The organism is Kitasatospora sp. NPDC001119 (assembly GCF_053598475.1).
Map to the genome: position 1 here is coordinate 1 of NZ_JBSFKI010000055.1, position 14,435 is coordinate 14,435.

A 14,435-nucleotide genomic window follows, 5' to 3' on the forward strand; every position below is an offset into this window, starting at 1 on the left:
CTGCAGGGGGGACCCTGTGGGAGAGTAGGACGCCGCCGAACAATTCTTCAGAAGAACCCCCATCCGGGTCCCGGATGGGGGTTCTTCGCGTTTTCAGGGACTCTTCGCGTTGTGGGCCGGTTGCGGGGCGGGCCGGAAAGAATCTTGGCCGGCCGTGTCGAGAACCCGTGCCCGGCACCGTCCCCGGAGTGGACGCGGCCACAATGGGTCGCACCAGCTCCGAGGATCCGAGGAGAAGACGATGGCCAAGTACCTGTTGCTGAAGCACTACCGGGGTGCCCCGAGCGCGGTCAACTGCGTGCCGATGGACCAGTGGACGCCGGAGGAGGTCACGGCGCACATCCGGTACATGCAGGAGTTCGCGGACCGGCTGGAGAAGACCGGCGAGTTCGTCGACGGCCAGGCGCTCGCACCTGAGGGGACGTGGGTTCGGTACGACGGCGAGGGGCGTCCGCCGGTCACCGACGGTCCGTTCGCCGAGACCAAGGACCTGATCGCCGGCTGGATGGTGATCGACGTCGACAGCTACGAGCGGGCCGTCGAGCTGGCCGGGGAGCTGTCGGCCGCGCCCGGGGCCGGGGGCGAGCCGATCCACGAGTGGCTGGAGCTGCGTCCGTTCCTGGCGATGCCGGCGACCATCACGGAGTGACGTCCCCGATGGACGAGGCCCTGCTGAGGAGTCTCACGCCGAGCGTCATCGGAGTCCTCGTCCGCCGCGGAGCTGACTTCGCGGCGGCCGAGGACGCGGTGCAGGAGGCGCTGGTCGAGGCGGTCCGGCTCTGGCCGGCCGAGCGGCCGCGCGATCCCAAGGGCTGGCTGGTCACCGTGGCCTGGCGCAAGTTCCTGGACGCGACCCGGTCGGAGGCCGCCCGCCGGCGCCGGGAGGACCTGGTCGACCAGGAGCCGGAGCCGGGGCCCGCGACCGCCATGGACGACACGCTGCAGCTCTACTTCCTGTGCGCCCACCCGTCGTTGACGCCCTCGTCGGCGGTGGCGCTGACCCTGCGGGCGGTGGGCGGGCTGACCACCCGCCAGATCGCCCGGGCCTACCTGGTGCCCGAGGCGACCATGGCGCAGCGGATCAGCCGGGCCAAGCGCACCGTCTCGGCCGTCAGGTTCGATCAGCCGGGGGACGTCGCGACCGTGCTCCGGGTCCTCTACCTGGTCTTCAACGAGGGCTACTCCGGCGATCTCGACCTCGCGGCCGAGGCGATCCGGCTCACCCGGCAGCTCACCGCGGTGATCGACCACCCCGAGGTGGCCGGACTGCTGGCCCTGATGCTGCTGCACCACGCCCGGCGGGCGGGCAGGACCGCGCCCGACGGCGCGCTGGTTCCGCTGGCCGAGCAGGACCGCGGCCGGTGGGACACCGGGCTGATCGCCGAGGGCATCGGGATCCTCCAGGGGGCCCTGGCCCGGGACCGGCTGGGCGAGTTCCAGGCCCAGGCGGCCATCGCGGCGCTGCACGCCGACGCGCCCACCGCGGGGGAGACGGACTGGGTGCAGATCGTCGAGTGGTACGACGAGCTCGTCCGGTTGACCGCGAGCCCGGTGGTGCGGCTCAACCGCGCGGTGGCGGTCGGCGAGGCCGACGGTCCGCGCGCGGGGCTGGCGGCGCTCGCGGAGCTGGACGACGCGCTGCCCAGGTACGCGGCGGTGGCGGCGTACCTCCATGAGCGCGACGGGGACCTGGTGGCGGCGGCCCGGTTGTACGCGGAGGCGGCGCACCGGGCGCCCGACCTTGCCGAGCGCGACCATCTGACCCGTCAGGCGGCCCGGCTCAACACGCTTCTGAAGGATCGTCGGACGGACTGAGTCCGGCCGGGGGAGCGGGGCTCAGAGCCGGCCGGCGGCCTTCAGTGCCAGGTAGGTGTCGGCGAGGGCCGGGGCGATCCGGGTCGGCGGGGCGTCCAGGACGGTGACGCCGTGGCGGGTGAGGTGCTCGGCGGTGGCCCGGCGGTCGGCCCGGGTCTGTTCGGCGGCGGCCGCGCCGTAGACGGCCTCCAGGGTGCCCCGCCCGGCGGCGAGGGCGTCCAGCTGCGGGTCGGCGACCGAGGCGAGGACGACCTCGTGGCGCTTGGTGAGCATCGGCAGCAGCGGTCGCAGGCCGTCCTCGACCGGGGCCGCGTCGAGGCCGGTGAGCAGCACGATCAGCGAGCGCTGCGGCGCCATCTTGAGCGCGGTGGCGACCAGTGAGCGCATGTCGGTCTCGTGCAGCGCGGGTTCCAGTCCGGCCATCGCGTTGGTGAAGGCGGGCAGCACCTCGTGGGCCGAGCTGCCGGCCACCGCGACGCGCTTGCGGGAGTCGTGGGCGAGCAGGTCGACCCGGTCGCCGGCCCGGGTGGCGAGGGCGGTGAGCAGCAGCGCGGCGTCGAGGGCGGCGTCCAGGCGGGGCGCGTCGCCGACCCGGCCGGCCGAGGTGCGGCCGGTGTCGAGGACGACGAGGATGTGCCGGTCGCGTTCGGGGCGCCAGGTGCGGACGGCGACGGTGTTGCGGCGGGCGCTGGCGCGCCAGTCGATGGAGCGGACGTCGTCTCCGGGCAGGTACTCGCGCAGGGAGTCGAACTCGGTGCCCTGGCCGCGGGTCAGGACGGAGGTGCGGCCGTCGAGTTCGCGCAGCCGGGCGAGCCGGGAGGGCAGGTGCTTGCGGCTGGCGAACGGGGGCAGCGCGCGGACCGTCCAGGGGACGAGGTGCGAGCCCTGGCGGGCGGCCAGGCCGAGCGGGCCGAGCGAGCGGACCGTCACCCGGTGGGCGTGGTGGTCGCCGCGGCGGGTGGGGGTGAGCACGGTGGTGATCCGGCGCCGTTCGCCGCCGGGGAGGGCCAGGGTGTGCCGGGAGGCGGCCTCGGCGGTGCCGGGGCGCCAGGCGGACGGGGCCCAGGCGTCGCGGACCAGGCCGCGGAGCGGCCGGCCGGACGGGTTGGTGACGGTCAGTTCGACGCTGGCGGGCTCGCCGAGCCGGACGGTGGTGTCGCCGGCCCGCCCGAACCGCAGGCCGCGGACCGGGGCGGCGAGCACCAGGTCGACCGCGACGGCGACCAGCACCGCGCCGGTGACCAGGCCGATCCCGGTCCAGGACGGCAGCAGCAGGCCCACGACGAGCGCGCCGAGTGCGGCGAGCAGGGCGGTTCGCCCGGTGAGGGCCATGCGGTGCGCTCCTTCGGAAGCCCGTGCGTCGGAACCCGTGGGCCGGCGGCCGGAACGGGGGCGGTACGGCGGGGTGGGGTCAGCGGGGTGCGGGCGTCTGGGTGAGGACGGCCTGGATGACGGAGTCGGCGGTGACGCCCTCCATCTCGGCCTCGGCGCGCAGCGCGACCCGGTGCCGCAGGGTGGGCAGGGCGAGCGCCTTGACGTCGTCCGGGGTGACGTAGTCGCGGCCGGCCAGCCAGGCCCAGGCGCGGGAGGCGGCGAGCAGGGCGGTGGCGCCGCGCGGGGAGACGCCGATGGACAGCGACGGGGACTGCCGGGTGGCCCGGCAGAGGTCGACGATGTAGGCGAGGACCTCGGGGGAGACGGTCAGCTTGGCGATCTGCTCGCGGGCGGCGGCGACGTGCTCGGGGCCGGCGACCGGGCGGACGCCGGCCGCGCCGAGGTCGCGCGGGTCGAAGCCGGCGGCGTGCCGGGAGAGCACCTGGAACTCCTGGTCGCGGTCGGGCAGCGGCAGGACCAGCTTGAGCAGGAAGCGGTCCAGCTGGGCCTCGGGCAGCGGGTAGGTGCCCTCGTACTCGACCGGGTTCTGGGTCGCGGCGACCAGGAACGGGACGGGCAGCGGGCGCGCCTCGCCGTCCACCGTGACCTGGTGCTCCTCCATGGCCTCCAGCAGGGCGGCCTGGGTCTTCGGCGGGGTGCGGTTGATCTCGTCGGCGAGCAGCAGGTTGGTGAAGACCGGGCCGGGCTGGAAGGAGAACTCGGCGGTGCGGGCGTCGTAGACGAGCGAGCCGGTGACGTCGCCGGGCATCAGGTCGGGGGTGAACTGGATGCGCTTGGTGCCCAGGCTGAGCGCGGTGGACAGGGTGCGCACCAGCAGGGTCTTGGCGACGCCGGGGACGCCCTCCAGCAGCACGTGGCCGCCGCAGAGCAGGGCGACGACCAGGCCGGTGACGGCCGCGTCCTGGCCGACCACGGCCTTGCCGATCTCGGCACGCAGGGCGGTCAGCGCGGCGCGCGGGTCGGTGGCGGGGGTGGCGGGCGCCGTGCCGGGGACGGGGCGGAGCTGGGCGGTTGCCTGGTCGGTCACGGGTTCCGTACCTGCCTTTCGAGGGCGTCGAGGTCGTCGGCGAGCCGGAGCAGTGCGGCGTCGTCGGTCGGGGGCGGGCCGTACAGCAGGGCCCGGACGTCCCCGGCGGGCCGTTCGGACAGCCGGTCGGCCAGGGCGACGCAGAGCGCGTCGGGGTCGGGTGCGCCGGCCTGGAGCGGGACGCCCAGGGCGGGGGCGAGGCGGTGCGCGGTGGCGCCGCGCAGGGCCTCGGCAGCGCGGCCGCGGGCCTTGGCGCGCCGGTAGAGGCGGGCGCGGCCCTCGGTGGTCTCGGCGGCGCGGACCACCACGGGCAGGTTCTCGCTGACCACCGGGCCGAGCCGGCGGCCGCGCCAGAGGGCGGCGAGCACGGCGGCGACGGCGAGCTGGTAGCCGGCCCAGTGCCAGCCGCTCGGCAGGAAGTCGCCGAAGCTCTTGGTGCGGGCGCCCTCGGGGAGCGGGGCGGAGTAGTCGGGCAGGTGCCAGGTGAGGCGGGGCTGCGAGCCGAGCAGGCCGAGGGCGAGGGCGGCGTCGCCGTCCTTGGCGAGTTCGCCGTTGTGCAGGAAGGTGCCGCTGCCGAGCACGACGACGTCGCGGTCGCCGTCGCCGGCCGGGAGGACGACCAGCGGGTAGCCGTGGGCGCGCGGGTAGCAGCCGGTGCCGCGGCTGCCGCTGGTGTAGAGCATGCCGCCCTGCTGGGCGCTGCCGGCCCGGACGGCCTCGGTGAGGGCGCACTCCGGGGGAGTGGAGCGGACGGAGGCGTACGGGAGCCCGCCGGCGTCGTCGGACAGCCGGATGCCGGGGGCGAGCGCGGTGAGCGCGGCCGGGCCGGGGGCGACCAGCACCAGGCGCCGGTGCCGGGCGGCGGCGACGGCGCGCAGCTGGGCGGGGTCGAGCAGGTCGGGTTCGGGCAGGACGAGGGTGTCCGGGCCGGCCGCGGCGGTGGCCGGGTCGGTGGTGAACTCGGCCTTGAGGCCCTGGCGTTCGAGCAGGGCGACGACGGCGTGGGCGCCGTCGCGGTCGTACGAGCGCGGGTCCAGCGGCGGGTAGCGGCGGTCCTGGCCGAGGGCGGACACGGCGGCGGCGCCGATCAGCAGGGCGGCGAGGACGGCCAGGTACCAGCGGGCGCGGCGCCACAGGCCGCGGGTGGTCGGGGCGAGGCTGGTCGCGGCGGCGGCGGAGGCGGGCGGTTCGGCGCCGGGCGGTGCCGCGGGTGCGGGGGCGGGGACGGAACCGGTCATGCCGCTCCTCCCGAGGACGGAGCCGGAGCCGGTGCGGGGGGCGCGAGGACCGGGCGGGTGCGCTCCAGCGTCCGGTCGAGCTCGTGCAGCAGCCGGTACGCGCTCTGGTCGGCGGTGCGCTCGCCGTACGCGATGTCGTCGAAGGTCCGGGCGGCCGCGGCCAGTGCGGCGGCGTGCTCGGGCAGCGCCCGGCCGGCCTCGGCGGCGGCCTCGTCGGCGGTGCGGCCGGGGCGGTTGTCGAGCAGGGTGCGCTCCTCCAGGCCGCGCACCAGGGCGCGCATCTGTTCGCGGACGGCTTCGGTCCAGCGTCCGGCGGCGGCGTGCCCGGCGGCGTCCGTCCGGTACTGGTCGGCGCTGCGCGGGCCCTCGGCGCCGTACACGTCCTGGACGGTGCGGGCGGCGCGGCGGGGTGCGCCGAGGCGCCACCAGACCGCGCCGCCGACCAGCACCGCGACGATCAGGAAGAGGACCAGCCCGGTGGTGCCGGTGGTGCCGTCGCCGGAGATGCTGTCGAGCGCCTTGGCGATGTGGTCGTAGATCCAGTCCGTGACGCGTTGCAGTACGGACGGGTCGTGCTTGTGGTACTCCGCGTCGAGCAGCTCGTCGCGGGCGGCCTCGCGCGCCGGGTCACGCGGCACGGTGACGGGTGCGCCGCCCGCGGCGAGGAGCCTGTCCCCCCAGTTAGGCATCCGGTTCAGCGCCTCGCCGGTGCCGGGTCGCCCTGCGCGCCCCAGCCGGTGCCGCTCTGCTCGGGCAGGCCGGCCGCGCGGGCGAGTTCGATGTCCAGGGCCTCGCGGCGGATCCGCTGGTCGATGTAGACCAGCACGCCGACGGCGGCGATGAAGGGGGTGGTGAAGGTGCCGGCGATGATCCCGGCGACCGCCAGCAGGAGCAGCATGGCCACGCCCTGGTCGGCGGTGTCGGGCAGGCCCTGGGCGTCGAGGCTCTCGAAGCCGAGCAGCAGGCCGAGGAACTGGAACGGCACCACGACGACCATCGCGACGACGAGCGCCAGCACGTGGCCCAGCAGGTTGATGCCGAAGACCCGCCACCAGGCGCCGCGGACCAGCCGCCGCGAGCGCGACAGCGCCGTCAGCACGCCCTGCTTCTCCAGCATCAGGGCGGGCGCGGCGAGGCTGAAGCGCATCCACAGCCAGACGGCGACCGGCACGGTCAGCAGGCCGACCAGGGTGAGCAGGCCGGCGATGGCGACGGAGCCCTGGCCGGCGAGGGAGTAGCCGATCAGCGGGGTGAAGCCGAGCAGGACCACGCCGGGGCCGAGCAGGACGGTGAGCAGGGTCAGCCCGAGCAGCTGCAGCAGCCGGGGGCGGGCGTCGCGCCAGGCCTCCCCGGCGGTCGCCGACCGGCCGAGGACGGCGCGGCTGACCACGATGGTGAGCAGCGCGGTGGCGAACACGTTGAGCAGCAGTTCGAGCGGCAGTCCGGCCAGCATCCGCAGGGTCTGGGTGGCCTCGCCGGTCTTGCCCTTGACCAGCAGGTTGACCAGGAGGCTGCCGGCCTGGGCGACCACGGCGAGGCCGAGCGAGAGCGCGAGCACGGTGCGCCAGTGTCGGCGGACGGTGGTGACGGCACCGTCGAGCAGTTCGCCGAAGCTCAGCGGGCGCAGCGGGATGACGCCCGGCTTGGGGCTCGCCGGGGCGCCCCAGCCGTACGGGCGGTGGCCGCCGGGAGGCTGCTGGCCCCACTGCTGTCCCCACTGCTGTCCGTTCCCGGGGGCGCCGGCCGGGCCGGTCCAGCCGGGGGCGGCCTGTGGTGGTGCCGACGGCCCGGGCACGGCGGCGGGCGCGTCGGCCGGGGGCCGGGCGTCGTCGCGGGGCGGCTCGGACGAGCTGGGCGAGGCCCAGCCCGGGGTGTCGGTCATCACTGCTCCTCGGAGGGCGTCACGGGCGCGACTGCGAACGGATCTTCCGCCCGCGCGCAGCGCCCATCGTGCCATGGGGCCGGAAACCGGCCCCATGGCGATCCGGTTGCTGATCGGCAACGGTCCTCCGCGGCGGGTCGGGCGGTGGTCCGGCGCGGGTTCGCGGGGGGTCCGGAGGCGTTTCCGGGGGAGCATTCGCCCGGTATGGCCGGAATGCACCGGTGGGGGAGTTGGCCGTTCTGGAGCATTGGCACTGCTGTGCGGCAGGTCACAATCCGGTAATGAGAAGATGGACGCATGAAGGGACGCGTCCTCGTCGTTGATGACGACTCCGCACTGGCCGAGATGCTCGGTATCGTGCTGCGGGGTGAGGGTTTTGAGCCGTTTTTCGTCGCGGATGGGGACAGGGCGCTAGCCGCCTTCCGGGAGACCAAGCCGGACCTGGTCCTGCTCGACCTGATGCTGCCCGGCCGGGACGGCATCGACGTGTGCCGGCAGATCCGGGCCGAGTCCGGCATCCCGATCGTGATGCTGACCGCGAAGACCGACACGGTCGACGTGGTGGTGGGCCTGGAGTCGGGGGCCGACGACTACGTCACCAAGCCGTTCAAGCCCAAGGAGCTGGTGGCCCGGGTTCGCGCCCGGCTGCGCCGCGCCGAGGAGCCGACGCCCGAGCAGCTGACCATCGGCGACCTGGTGATCGACGTGGCCGGCCACTCCGTGAAGCGGGACGGCCGGGGCATCCCGCTGACCCCGCTGGAGTTCGACCTGCTGGTCGCGCTGGCCCGCAAGCCCTGGCAGGTGTTCACCCGCGAGGTGCTGCTGGAGCAGGTCTGGGGCTACCGCCACGCGGCGGACACCCGTCTGGTCAACGTCCATGTGCAGCGCCTGCGTTCCAAGATCGAGAAGGACCCGGAGCGCCCCGAGATCGTGGTGACCGTCCGCGGCGTCGGTTACAAGGCGGGACCCAGCTGACGTGACGGAGCGGGCAGACGACACCCCGTCGGGTTCCGCGACCGACGGGGCGGGGGCCGTGCGCGGCGACGTGCTGAGTTCGACCACCCGTCGCCGACGCGGCCCTTCCGGCGTGTTCGCGCTGGTGAAGCGTCAGCTGCGCCGTCCCACGCACCGGGTGGCCGCGCTGTACCGCCGGTCGATCCAGCTGCGCGTGGTCGCGGTGTCGCTGCTGGCGTCCATCGCGGTCGTCCTGGTGCTGGGCGTGGTCGTGGTGGCGCAGGTGCGCACCGGCCTGCTCGGAACCAAGACGGACGCCGCCCGCGCGCAGGCCCGGATCGGCTTCCAGGTCGAGCAGAAGAAGATCGACGAGGCCCGGGACCAGAAGCTGCGGGGCACCGCCGACCCGACCGTCGACGAGATCGGCACCTGGCTGCTGCGGCAGGTCAACGACCTGGCCGGGAGCGGGCAGACCGTCTACTCGGTGATCGCGATGTCCCCCGGCACCGGCGCCGTCGTCCCCGACGGGGGCGGCTTCGCGCCGCGCTACTCGGGCGACATCCAGCCGATCAGCATCCCGGACACCCTGCGGGCCAAGCTGGCCGCCGAGCCCGGCCAGATGTTCGACCAGCCGACCCGGATCCAGCGCTCGCCCGGCAGCAGCGTCACGTCCGAGCCAGGGCTGGCCCTCGGCATGCAGTTCCGCGGCCCGGCGGAGACCTCGTACCAGCTGTTCTACGTCTTCTCCTTCGGCCAGGAGACCGACACCCTCAACCTGGTCACCGGCACCCTGGCGACCGCCGGGGTGTTCGTGGTGATCCTCATGGGCGGCATCGCCTGGGTCGTGGTGCGCCAGGTGGTCACCCCGGTCCGGATGGCCGCCGGGATCTCCGAGCGGCTCGCCGACGGGCACCTGGAAGAGCGGATGAAGGTCACCGGGACGGACGACATCGCCCGCCTCGGGGAGTCCTTCAACCGGATGGCCAACGCCCTCCAGGCGCAGATCCGCCAGCTGGAGGAGCTGTCCCGGGTGCAGCGGCGCTTCGTCTCGGACGTCTCGCACGAGCTGCGCACCCCGCTGACCACGGTCCGGATGGCCGCCGACCTCATCTACGACAGCCGCGAGGACCTGGACCCGATGGCGGCCCGCTCGGCGGAGCTGCTGCAGGGCCAGCTGGACCGCTTCGAGTCGCTGCTCGCCGACCTGCTGGAGATCAGCCGCTTCGACGCCGGCGCCGCGATCCTGGACGCCGAGCCGGTCGACCTGCGCGAGATCGTCGCCCGGGTGGTGGAGGCCGCCGAACCGCTCGCCGAGGCCAAGGGCAGCGCCGTGGTGATCCGCGGCGACGGCGAGCCGGTGCTGGCCGAGGTGGACTCCCGCCGGATCGAGCGCATCCTGCGCAACCTGGTCGTCAACGCGCTGGAGCACGGCGAGGGCCGCGACGTGGTGGTCCGGCTGGGCTCGGCGGACGGCGCGGTCGCGGTCGGCGTGCGCGACTACGGCATCGGCCTCAAGCCGGGCGAGGCGTCCCGGGTGTTCCACCGCTTCTGGCGGGCCGACCCGTCCCGGGTGCGGACCACCGGCGGCACCGGCCTCGGCCTGTCCATCGCGGTCGAGGACGCCCACCTGCACGGCGGCTGGCTCCAGGCCTGGGGCGAGCCCGGCGGCGGCTCGCACTTCCGGCTCACCCTGCCGCGCACCCGCGGCGGCGAGATCAGCCGGGCGCCGTTCCGGCTGGAGCCGGAGGACTCCCGCAACAACCGGGGCCTGGGCGCGCAGGGCACGCCGTACCGGCGGGCGATCAGCCCGGCCGGCTCGACGGCGACGGCCGCCGTCGAGGAGCAGGCGGAGACGCCGGAGACGGTGAGCGGCGGCCTCGGCAGCGGGCTCGGCGGGGTGCTGAACATCGGCCCCGGGCTGGGCCGGCGCAAGCTGCCGGAGGGGCCGCGCGCGGACCCCTCGGGCGTGTGGACGGCCGCCGGGTACGGGGCCACCGGCGCCCAGGTGATGGTGGACCCGACGCCGGGACGGCCGTCGGTGGCACAGCGGACGGCGGAGCCGGACGCGACGGGTGGGACGACGGACGCGGAGGGGTCGCAGCGTGCGAAGGACGAGCAACAGGACTGAGCCGCGGCTCCTCGCGGTGGTCGGCGGGCTGCTCGGCGCCCTGGTGGCGAGCGGCTGCGCGGCCATGCCGGATTCAGGCGGCATCACCAGGGTGGAGCTGTCCCAGGGCTCGGCCGACAAGGACCTGCAGGCCCGGGTCTTCCCGGTGGCGCCCGCCCGGGGCGCCAAGCCGCGCGAGCTGCTGAACGGGTTCCTGGACGCGGTGACCGCCGACGAGGGGTACGACACGGCGCGCAAGTACCTCACCGAGAGCGCCGCCGCCACCTGGAACCCGGACGCCGGGACGAAGGTGCTCTCCGCCACCGGCATCCCGGTCGGCCAGGACGTCACCGACGCGGACACCACGGCGTCGTTGCAGGTGAGCGGGCAGCTGGTGGCCGGCGTCGACGAGCGGCACTCGTACGCGCGGGTCGCCGGGCAGAACAACGACTCGTCCGACTTCACCTTCGTCCGGCAGAAGGACGGCGAGTGGCGGATCGACAAGCTGGCGCCCGGCGTGATCATGAACGAGACCAACTTCCGGAACAGCTTCCGGCAGGTCGAGCGGTTCTTCTACACCGCGCCCGACCCGTCCTCGGTGGTGTCCGGGAGCACCGGCCAGGAGGTGCTGCTCGCCGACCCGGTCTACCTGCGGCGCCGGATAGACCCGCTCACCTCGGCCGTCCGGGCGCTCGTCGACGGCCCCTCCGTCTGGCTCTCGCCGGTGGTCCGCACGGCGTTCCCGGCCGGCACCACGGTCGACAAGGTGAGCATCGACGACAACCGGGTCGCCCACGTGCAGCTCGGCAAGGCGGACACCGGCGAGCCGATGGCCTGCCGGCGGATGGCGACCCAGCTCTTCTACACCGTCGCCGACCAGGGCAAGGGCCAGATCACGCGGCTGGAGCTGAAGGGGCCGCACGGCTCCTGCACGGCCGCCCGCGGTGACTCGCCGTCCACCGGCCCCGGTGCCCTGGCCGGGTCGACGACGGCGACGCAGTACTACCAGCGTGCCGACGGTGCCCTGGTGGCGACCGACGAGGTGCGCCCCGGCGATCCGGTCCGCGGGGTCCTCGGCAAGCCGCAGTCGAACACCAAGCCGCCGCTCGGCGCCTTCGCGGTCAGCCGCACCGGCTCCCAGGCCGCCGCGATCAGCGAGGACGGCCACCAGGTCTGGTCGGTGCCGCTGTCGGACAGCGCGGTGGCCATGGGCGAGCCGGTGCTCACCTCGCCGGCCAAGGGCGGCGACAAGGAGGACGGCTTCGCCTCGCCCACCTGGGACGGCCGCGGCGACCTCTGGGTGGTGGACCGCAACAAGCAGGCCCCGCGGGTGGTGATGGTGCGCGGCGCCAAGTCGTACACCGTGCCGGTCGAGGGGCTGACCGGCCAGACCGTGCAGGCGCTGAAGATCTCCTCGGACGGCGTCCGGGTCGCCGTGGTGGCCAGGACCCCGGGCTCGGCCGTCCGCTCGCTGTGGTTCGGCCTGGTCGTGCACGACGGCACCCCGCAGGCGCCGACCGTGAAGATCACCGCGCTGCACCGGGCCGCTCCCACGCTCACCGACGTCGCCTCGGTGTCCTGGGCGGAGACCGACCAGCTGCTCGTGCTCGGAAAGGAGGCCGACCGGACCCAGCAGCTGTACTTCATCAGCACGGACGGCTCGCAGAGTACCGAGACCCAGCTGCAGAGCGCCGAGAGCATGCTGACCGTCTCGGCCTCGGAGTCCCGCGGGGACAGCCTGACCCAGACGCCGCCGGTGCTCGCGATGGGCGAGGTCAAGCAGACGGACGGCAAGCCGAGCGAGATCAAGGCCTTCCGCCTGGTCAACAACCAGTGGCGGGAGACCTCGCTGATCGACAAGCCGCGGTCCTTCTTCTACGCGGGCTGACGCCGCGTCCGAGCCTCTCCGGGGCCTCCGGCCCGGCCCGGAGGGGTGTCGGCGGCCGCGGTGACGGTCAGTCGGCCGGGCGCACCGTGGCCGCGACGGTGGCGCCCGCCCGGACCGGGAGGCCGGCGTCGGCCAGCGCCCGGGCGGCCTCGGCGAGGCTGGCCCCGGTGGTCACCAGGTCGTCCACCAGCACCGGGTGACGGCCCGCCAGGCTCCCCGGTCCCACCACGCTCCCCGGTCCCGTCAGGCCCGCGCGCCCGGTCCGGGCACGCGGCAGCACGGTGAGCGCGCCGTGCAGGTTGCGGCGCCGTTCGGCCGCGTTCAGCCCGGCCTGGTCGGCGACCGGCCGGGCGTGCCGCAGCAGCGGCGCGGCCCGCACGTCCAGGCCGGCCCGGCGCAGCGAGCGGGCCGCCGCCCCGGCCAGCCGCAGCGTCGGATCGTGCCCGCGGGCGCGGACGGCCGAGCGCGCCGAGGGCATCGGGACCAGCAGCAGAGGTGCGGCCCCGGCGCGCGCCCCCAGGGCGGAGCGCACGGCCCGGCCGAGGGCCTCGCCGAGGGGCGCGGCCAGCCGCAGCGCGCCCCGCTCCTTGTGGGCGAGCAGCAGCTGCCGGACCGGACCGGTGTACGGCGCGGCGGCGTGCGTCCAGGGCAGCGGGGTGGGGGCGGGCCGTGCGGTGGCCAGGGCGTGCCGGCAGGCCGGGCAGAGCTGGGTGTGCTCGCTGCCGCAGCCCGCGCAGTCGGCGGGCAGCAGGACGTCCAGCAGTCCGGCCAGTGCGTGGCCGAACGGCCCCTGGGCGGACGGCGGACGGGCGGGGGAGGGGAACGGCGGCACGGCTGCTCCTGGCGGCGGCAGGCACGGAGAGTCAGCACAGAATCGGCCGTACGGGGGGCGTTGTCCAGGTATTTACCCTTACTTCACCCACGAGAGGGTAGACAGGGTGGACCAGCTTGACCGCCCGACCGCAGTATCGGGTCATACCCTCCTTATCGCCTGGGGAGGCGAAAAACCCGTGTGAGGTGTTCGATAAGGCCCAGGGGGTTTCAAACGTCCCTGGTGGGGAGGAAGTGAGGTGAGGGCCAGTCGTTTCCGCCGCTGGCGGCGGGGACGGGGGGCCGGCAGTGGATGGGCTGGTCCAGCTGGGTCTCAGTCCGGTCCGGTAGCACCCGGATCGGCGTCAGCACGAGGGATCGGAGTTCTGCGTGGACATCGTCGTCAAGGGCCGCAAGACCGAGGTGCCCAAGAGGTTCCGCGAGCACGTGGCCGAGAAGCTGGAGAAGGTCCAGAAGTTCGACGCCAAGGCCATCAGCCTCGACGTCGAGGTGTCCAAGGAACACAACCCGCGGCAGGCCGACCGCTCCGACCGGGTGGAGATCACTCTCCGCAGCCGCGGCCCCGTGATCCGGGCGGAAGCCGCCGCCGGTGACCCGTACGCGGCGCTCGACCTGGCTTCCGCGAAGCTCGACGCGCAGCTGCGCAAGTCCGCGGACCGGCGTCGGGTGCACAAGGGCGGCGCGAACGGCCGCACCCCGATCAGCGTCGCCGAGGCGACCGCGGCCCTGGCCGCGCTGCCGGAGACGACGGCGCCGGAGGGCGAGACGAACGGCGCCGTCCGCAAGACCATGATGGGATCCCTGGAAGTGGAGGGCGAAGGCCCGCTGGTGGTCCGGGAGAAGACGCACCCGGCCGCCCCCATGGCGCTGGACCAGGCGCTCTACGAGATGGAGCTGGTCGGCCACGACTTCTACCTCTTCGTGGAGAAGGACAGTGGCCTGCCGAGCGTGGTCTACCGCCGGCACGGTTACCACTACGGCGTCATCCACCTGCAGACCGACCTCGCGGCCGGCCCGGGTGGCGGGGCGGGCGGCGCGATCGGCGGGGCCGGCGACGAGGACTGACCGTCCGAACAGCGATGGAGGGGTGACCCCGGCGGCCGTGGCCGCCGGGGTCACCGGCGTTCGGGGGCAGTGCGGTTCGAACGGCGGCACGGTTCGAACAGCGGTGCGTCGAGGGTGCGGTGCGGTCCAACGGCGGTGCGTCGAGGGCGGTCTCGCGCCCCGGACGGACGGGTCACCCGTTGCGGGGGAATCGGCATCGGAGCGTGACCGGGGCGGCGCCGGGGCGTGGAATG

Annotated in this window: 12 protein-coding genes; 6 read left to right on the top strand and 6 right to left on the bottom strand. The window is 74.8% G+C overall.

Annotated elements, in window-relative coordinates; translation table 11 throughout:
• Window positions 1–241 precede the first annotated feature (241 nt).
• Entirely contained in the window at window positions 242–649 is a 408-nt protein-coding gene (locus tag ACWDD9_RS39655) for a YciI family protein (RefSeq protein WP_049659240.1), read from the top strand.
• A gap of 8 nt (window positions 650–657) precedes the next feature.
• Entirely contained in the window at window positions 658–1,815 is a 1,158-nt protein-coding gene (locus ACWDD9_RS39660) for an RNA polymerase sigma factor (protein ID WP_449814293.1), read from the top strand.
• A gap of 21 nt (window positions 1,816–1,836) precedes the next feature.
• On the opposite strand, the gene ACWDD9_RS39665 is transcribed toward ACWDD9_RS39660, so the two are convergent.
• The 5 genes from ACWDD9_RS39665 to ACWDD9_RS39685 form a co-directional block, all read right to left on the bottom strand.
• Complete coding sequence (locus ACWDD9_RS39665; protein ID WP_449814277.1) at window positions 1,837–3,147, bottom strand: DUF58 domain-containing protein; 1,311 nt, start codon at window positions 3,145–3,147, stop codon at window positions 1,837–1,839.
• A gap of 79 nt (window positions 3,148–3,226) precedes the next feature.
• Entirely contained in the window at window positions 3,227–4,237 is a 1,011-nt protein-coding gene (locus tag ACWDD9_RS39670) for an AAA family ATPase (RefSeq protein ID WP_049659237.1), read from the bottom strand.
• Window positions 4,234–5,475 carry a DUF4350 domain-containing protein gene (locus ACWDD9_RS39675; protein ID WP_449814278.1) on the bottom strand — a complete coding sequence of 414 codons (1,242 nt, stop codon included), beginning with the start codon at window positions 5,473–5,475 and terminating at the stop codon, window positions 4,234–4,236. The genes ACWDD9_RS39670 and ACWDD9_RS39675 overlap by 4 nt, the downstream gene beginning before the upstream one ends.
• Complete coding sequence (locus tag ACWDD9_RS39680; RefSeq protein WP_387827262.1) at window positions 5,472–6,164, bottom strand: DUF4129 domain-containing protein; 693 nt, start codon at window positions 6,162–6,164, stop codon at window positions 5,472–5,474. Before ACWDD9_RS39680 ends, ACWDD9_RS39675 begins: the two co-directional genes overlap by 4 nt.
• 5 nt (window positions 6,165–6,169) lie before the next feature.
• Window positions 6,170–7,357: a hypothetical protein gene (locus tag ACWDD9_RS39685; protein WP_053112376.1), complete on the bottom strand. Its 1,188-nt coding sequence runs from the start codon at window positions 7,355–7,357 to the stop codon at window positions 6,170–6,172.
• 297 nt (window positions 7,358–7,654) lie between these two features.
• Here ACWDD9_RS39685 and mtrA point away from each other — a divergent pair, with 297 nt between their 5' ends.
• Genes mtrA through ACWDD9_RS39700 form a run of 3 tightly spaced genes read left to right on the top strand, consistent with a single transcriptional unit; the run spans window position 7,655 to window position 12,306 of the window.
• Complete coding sequence (mtrA, locus tag ACWDD9_RS39690) at window positions 7,655–8,332, top strand: MtrAB system response regulator MtrA (protein WP_030247322.1); 678 nt, start codon at window positions 7,655–7,657, stop codon at window positions 8,330–8,332.
• A 1-nt stretch (window position 8,333) separates the two neighbouring features.
• A complete protein-coding gene (mtrB, locus tag ACWDD9_RS39695; RefSeq protein WP_074005004.1) occupies window positions 8,334–10,439 on the top strand; it encodes an MtrAB system histidine kinase MtrB in 2,106 nt (701 codons plus the stop codon).
• The gene (locus ACWDD9_RS39700) at window positions 10,414–12,306 is read left to right on the top strand and encodes an LpqB family beta-propeller domain-containing protein (RefSeq protein ID WP_449814279.1); all 1,893 of its coding nucleotides are present in this window, start codon (window positions 10,414–10,416) and stop codon (window positions 12,304–12,306) included. The genes mtrB and ACWDD9_RS39700 overlap by 26 nt, the downstream gene beginning before the upstream one ends.
• 67 nt (window positions 12,307–12,373) lie before the next feature.
• Here ACWDD9_RS39700 and ACWDD9_RS39705 read toward each other — a convergent pair whose 3' ends face one another.
• Window positions 12,374–13,138 (bottom strand): ComF family protein, encoded by a 765-nt coding sequence (locus ACWDD9_RS39705; protein ID WP_449814280.1) that lies wholly within the window; start codon window positions 13,136–13,138, stop codon window positions 12,374–12,376.
• 368 nt (window positions 13,139–13,506) lie between these two features.
• Between ACWDD9_RS39705 and hpf the strand changes: the two genes are divergently transcribed.
• Window positions 13,507–14,202 (top strand): ribosome hibernation-promoting factor, HPF/YfiA family, encoded by a 696-nt coding sequence (gene hpf / locus ACWDD9_RS39710; RefSeq protein ID WP_449814281.1) that lies wholly within the window; start codon window positions 13,507–13,509, stop codon window positions 14,200–14,202.
• Window positions 14,203–14,435 lie beyond the last annotated feature (233 nt).

What these genes read in the sequence shown, in the direction of transcription:
- ACWDD9_RS39655 (WP_049659240.1), top strand. Translation starts at nt 242, where the DNA reads ATGGCCAAGTACCTGTTGCTGAAGCACTACCGGGGTGCCCCGAGCGCG.
- ACWDD9_RS39660 (WP_449814293.1), top strand. Translation starts at nt 658, where the DNA reads ATGGACGAGGCCCTGCTGAGGAGTCTCACGCCGAGCGTCATCGGAGTC.
- ACWDD9_RS39665 (WP_449814277.1), bottom strand. Translation starts at nt 3,147, where the DNA reads ATGGCCCTCACCGGGCGAACCGCCCTGCTCGCCGCACTCGGCGCGCTC.
- ACWDD9_RS39675 (WP_449814278.1), bottom strand. Translation starts at nt 5,475, where the DNA reads ATGACCGGTTCCGTCCCCGCCCCCGCACCCGCGGCACCGCCCGGCGCC.
- ACWDD9_RS39680 (WP_387827262.1), bottom strand. Translation starts at nt 6,164, where the DNA reads ATGCCTAACTGGGGGGACAGGCTCCTCGCCGCGGGCGGCGCACCCGTC.
- ACWDD9_RS39685 (WP_053112376.1), bottom strand. Translation starts at nt 7,357, where the DNA reads ATGACCGACACCCCGGGCTGGGCCTCGCCCAGCTCGTCCGAGCCGCCC.
- mtrA (WP_030247322.1), top strand. Translation starts at nt 7,655, where the DNA reads ATGAAGGGACGCGTCCTCGTCGTTGATGACGACTCCGCACTGGCCGAG.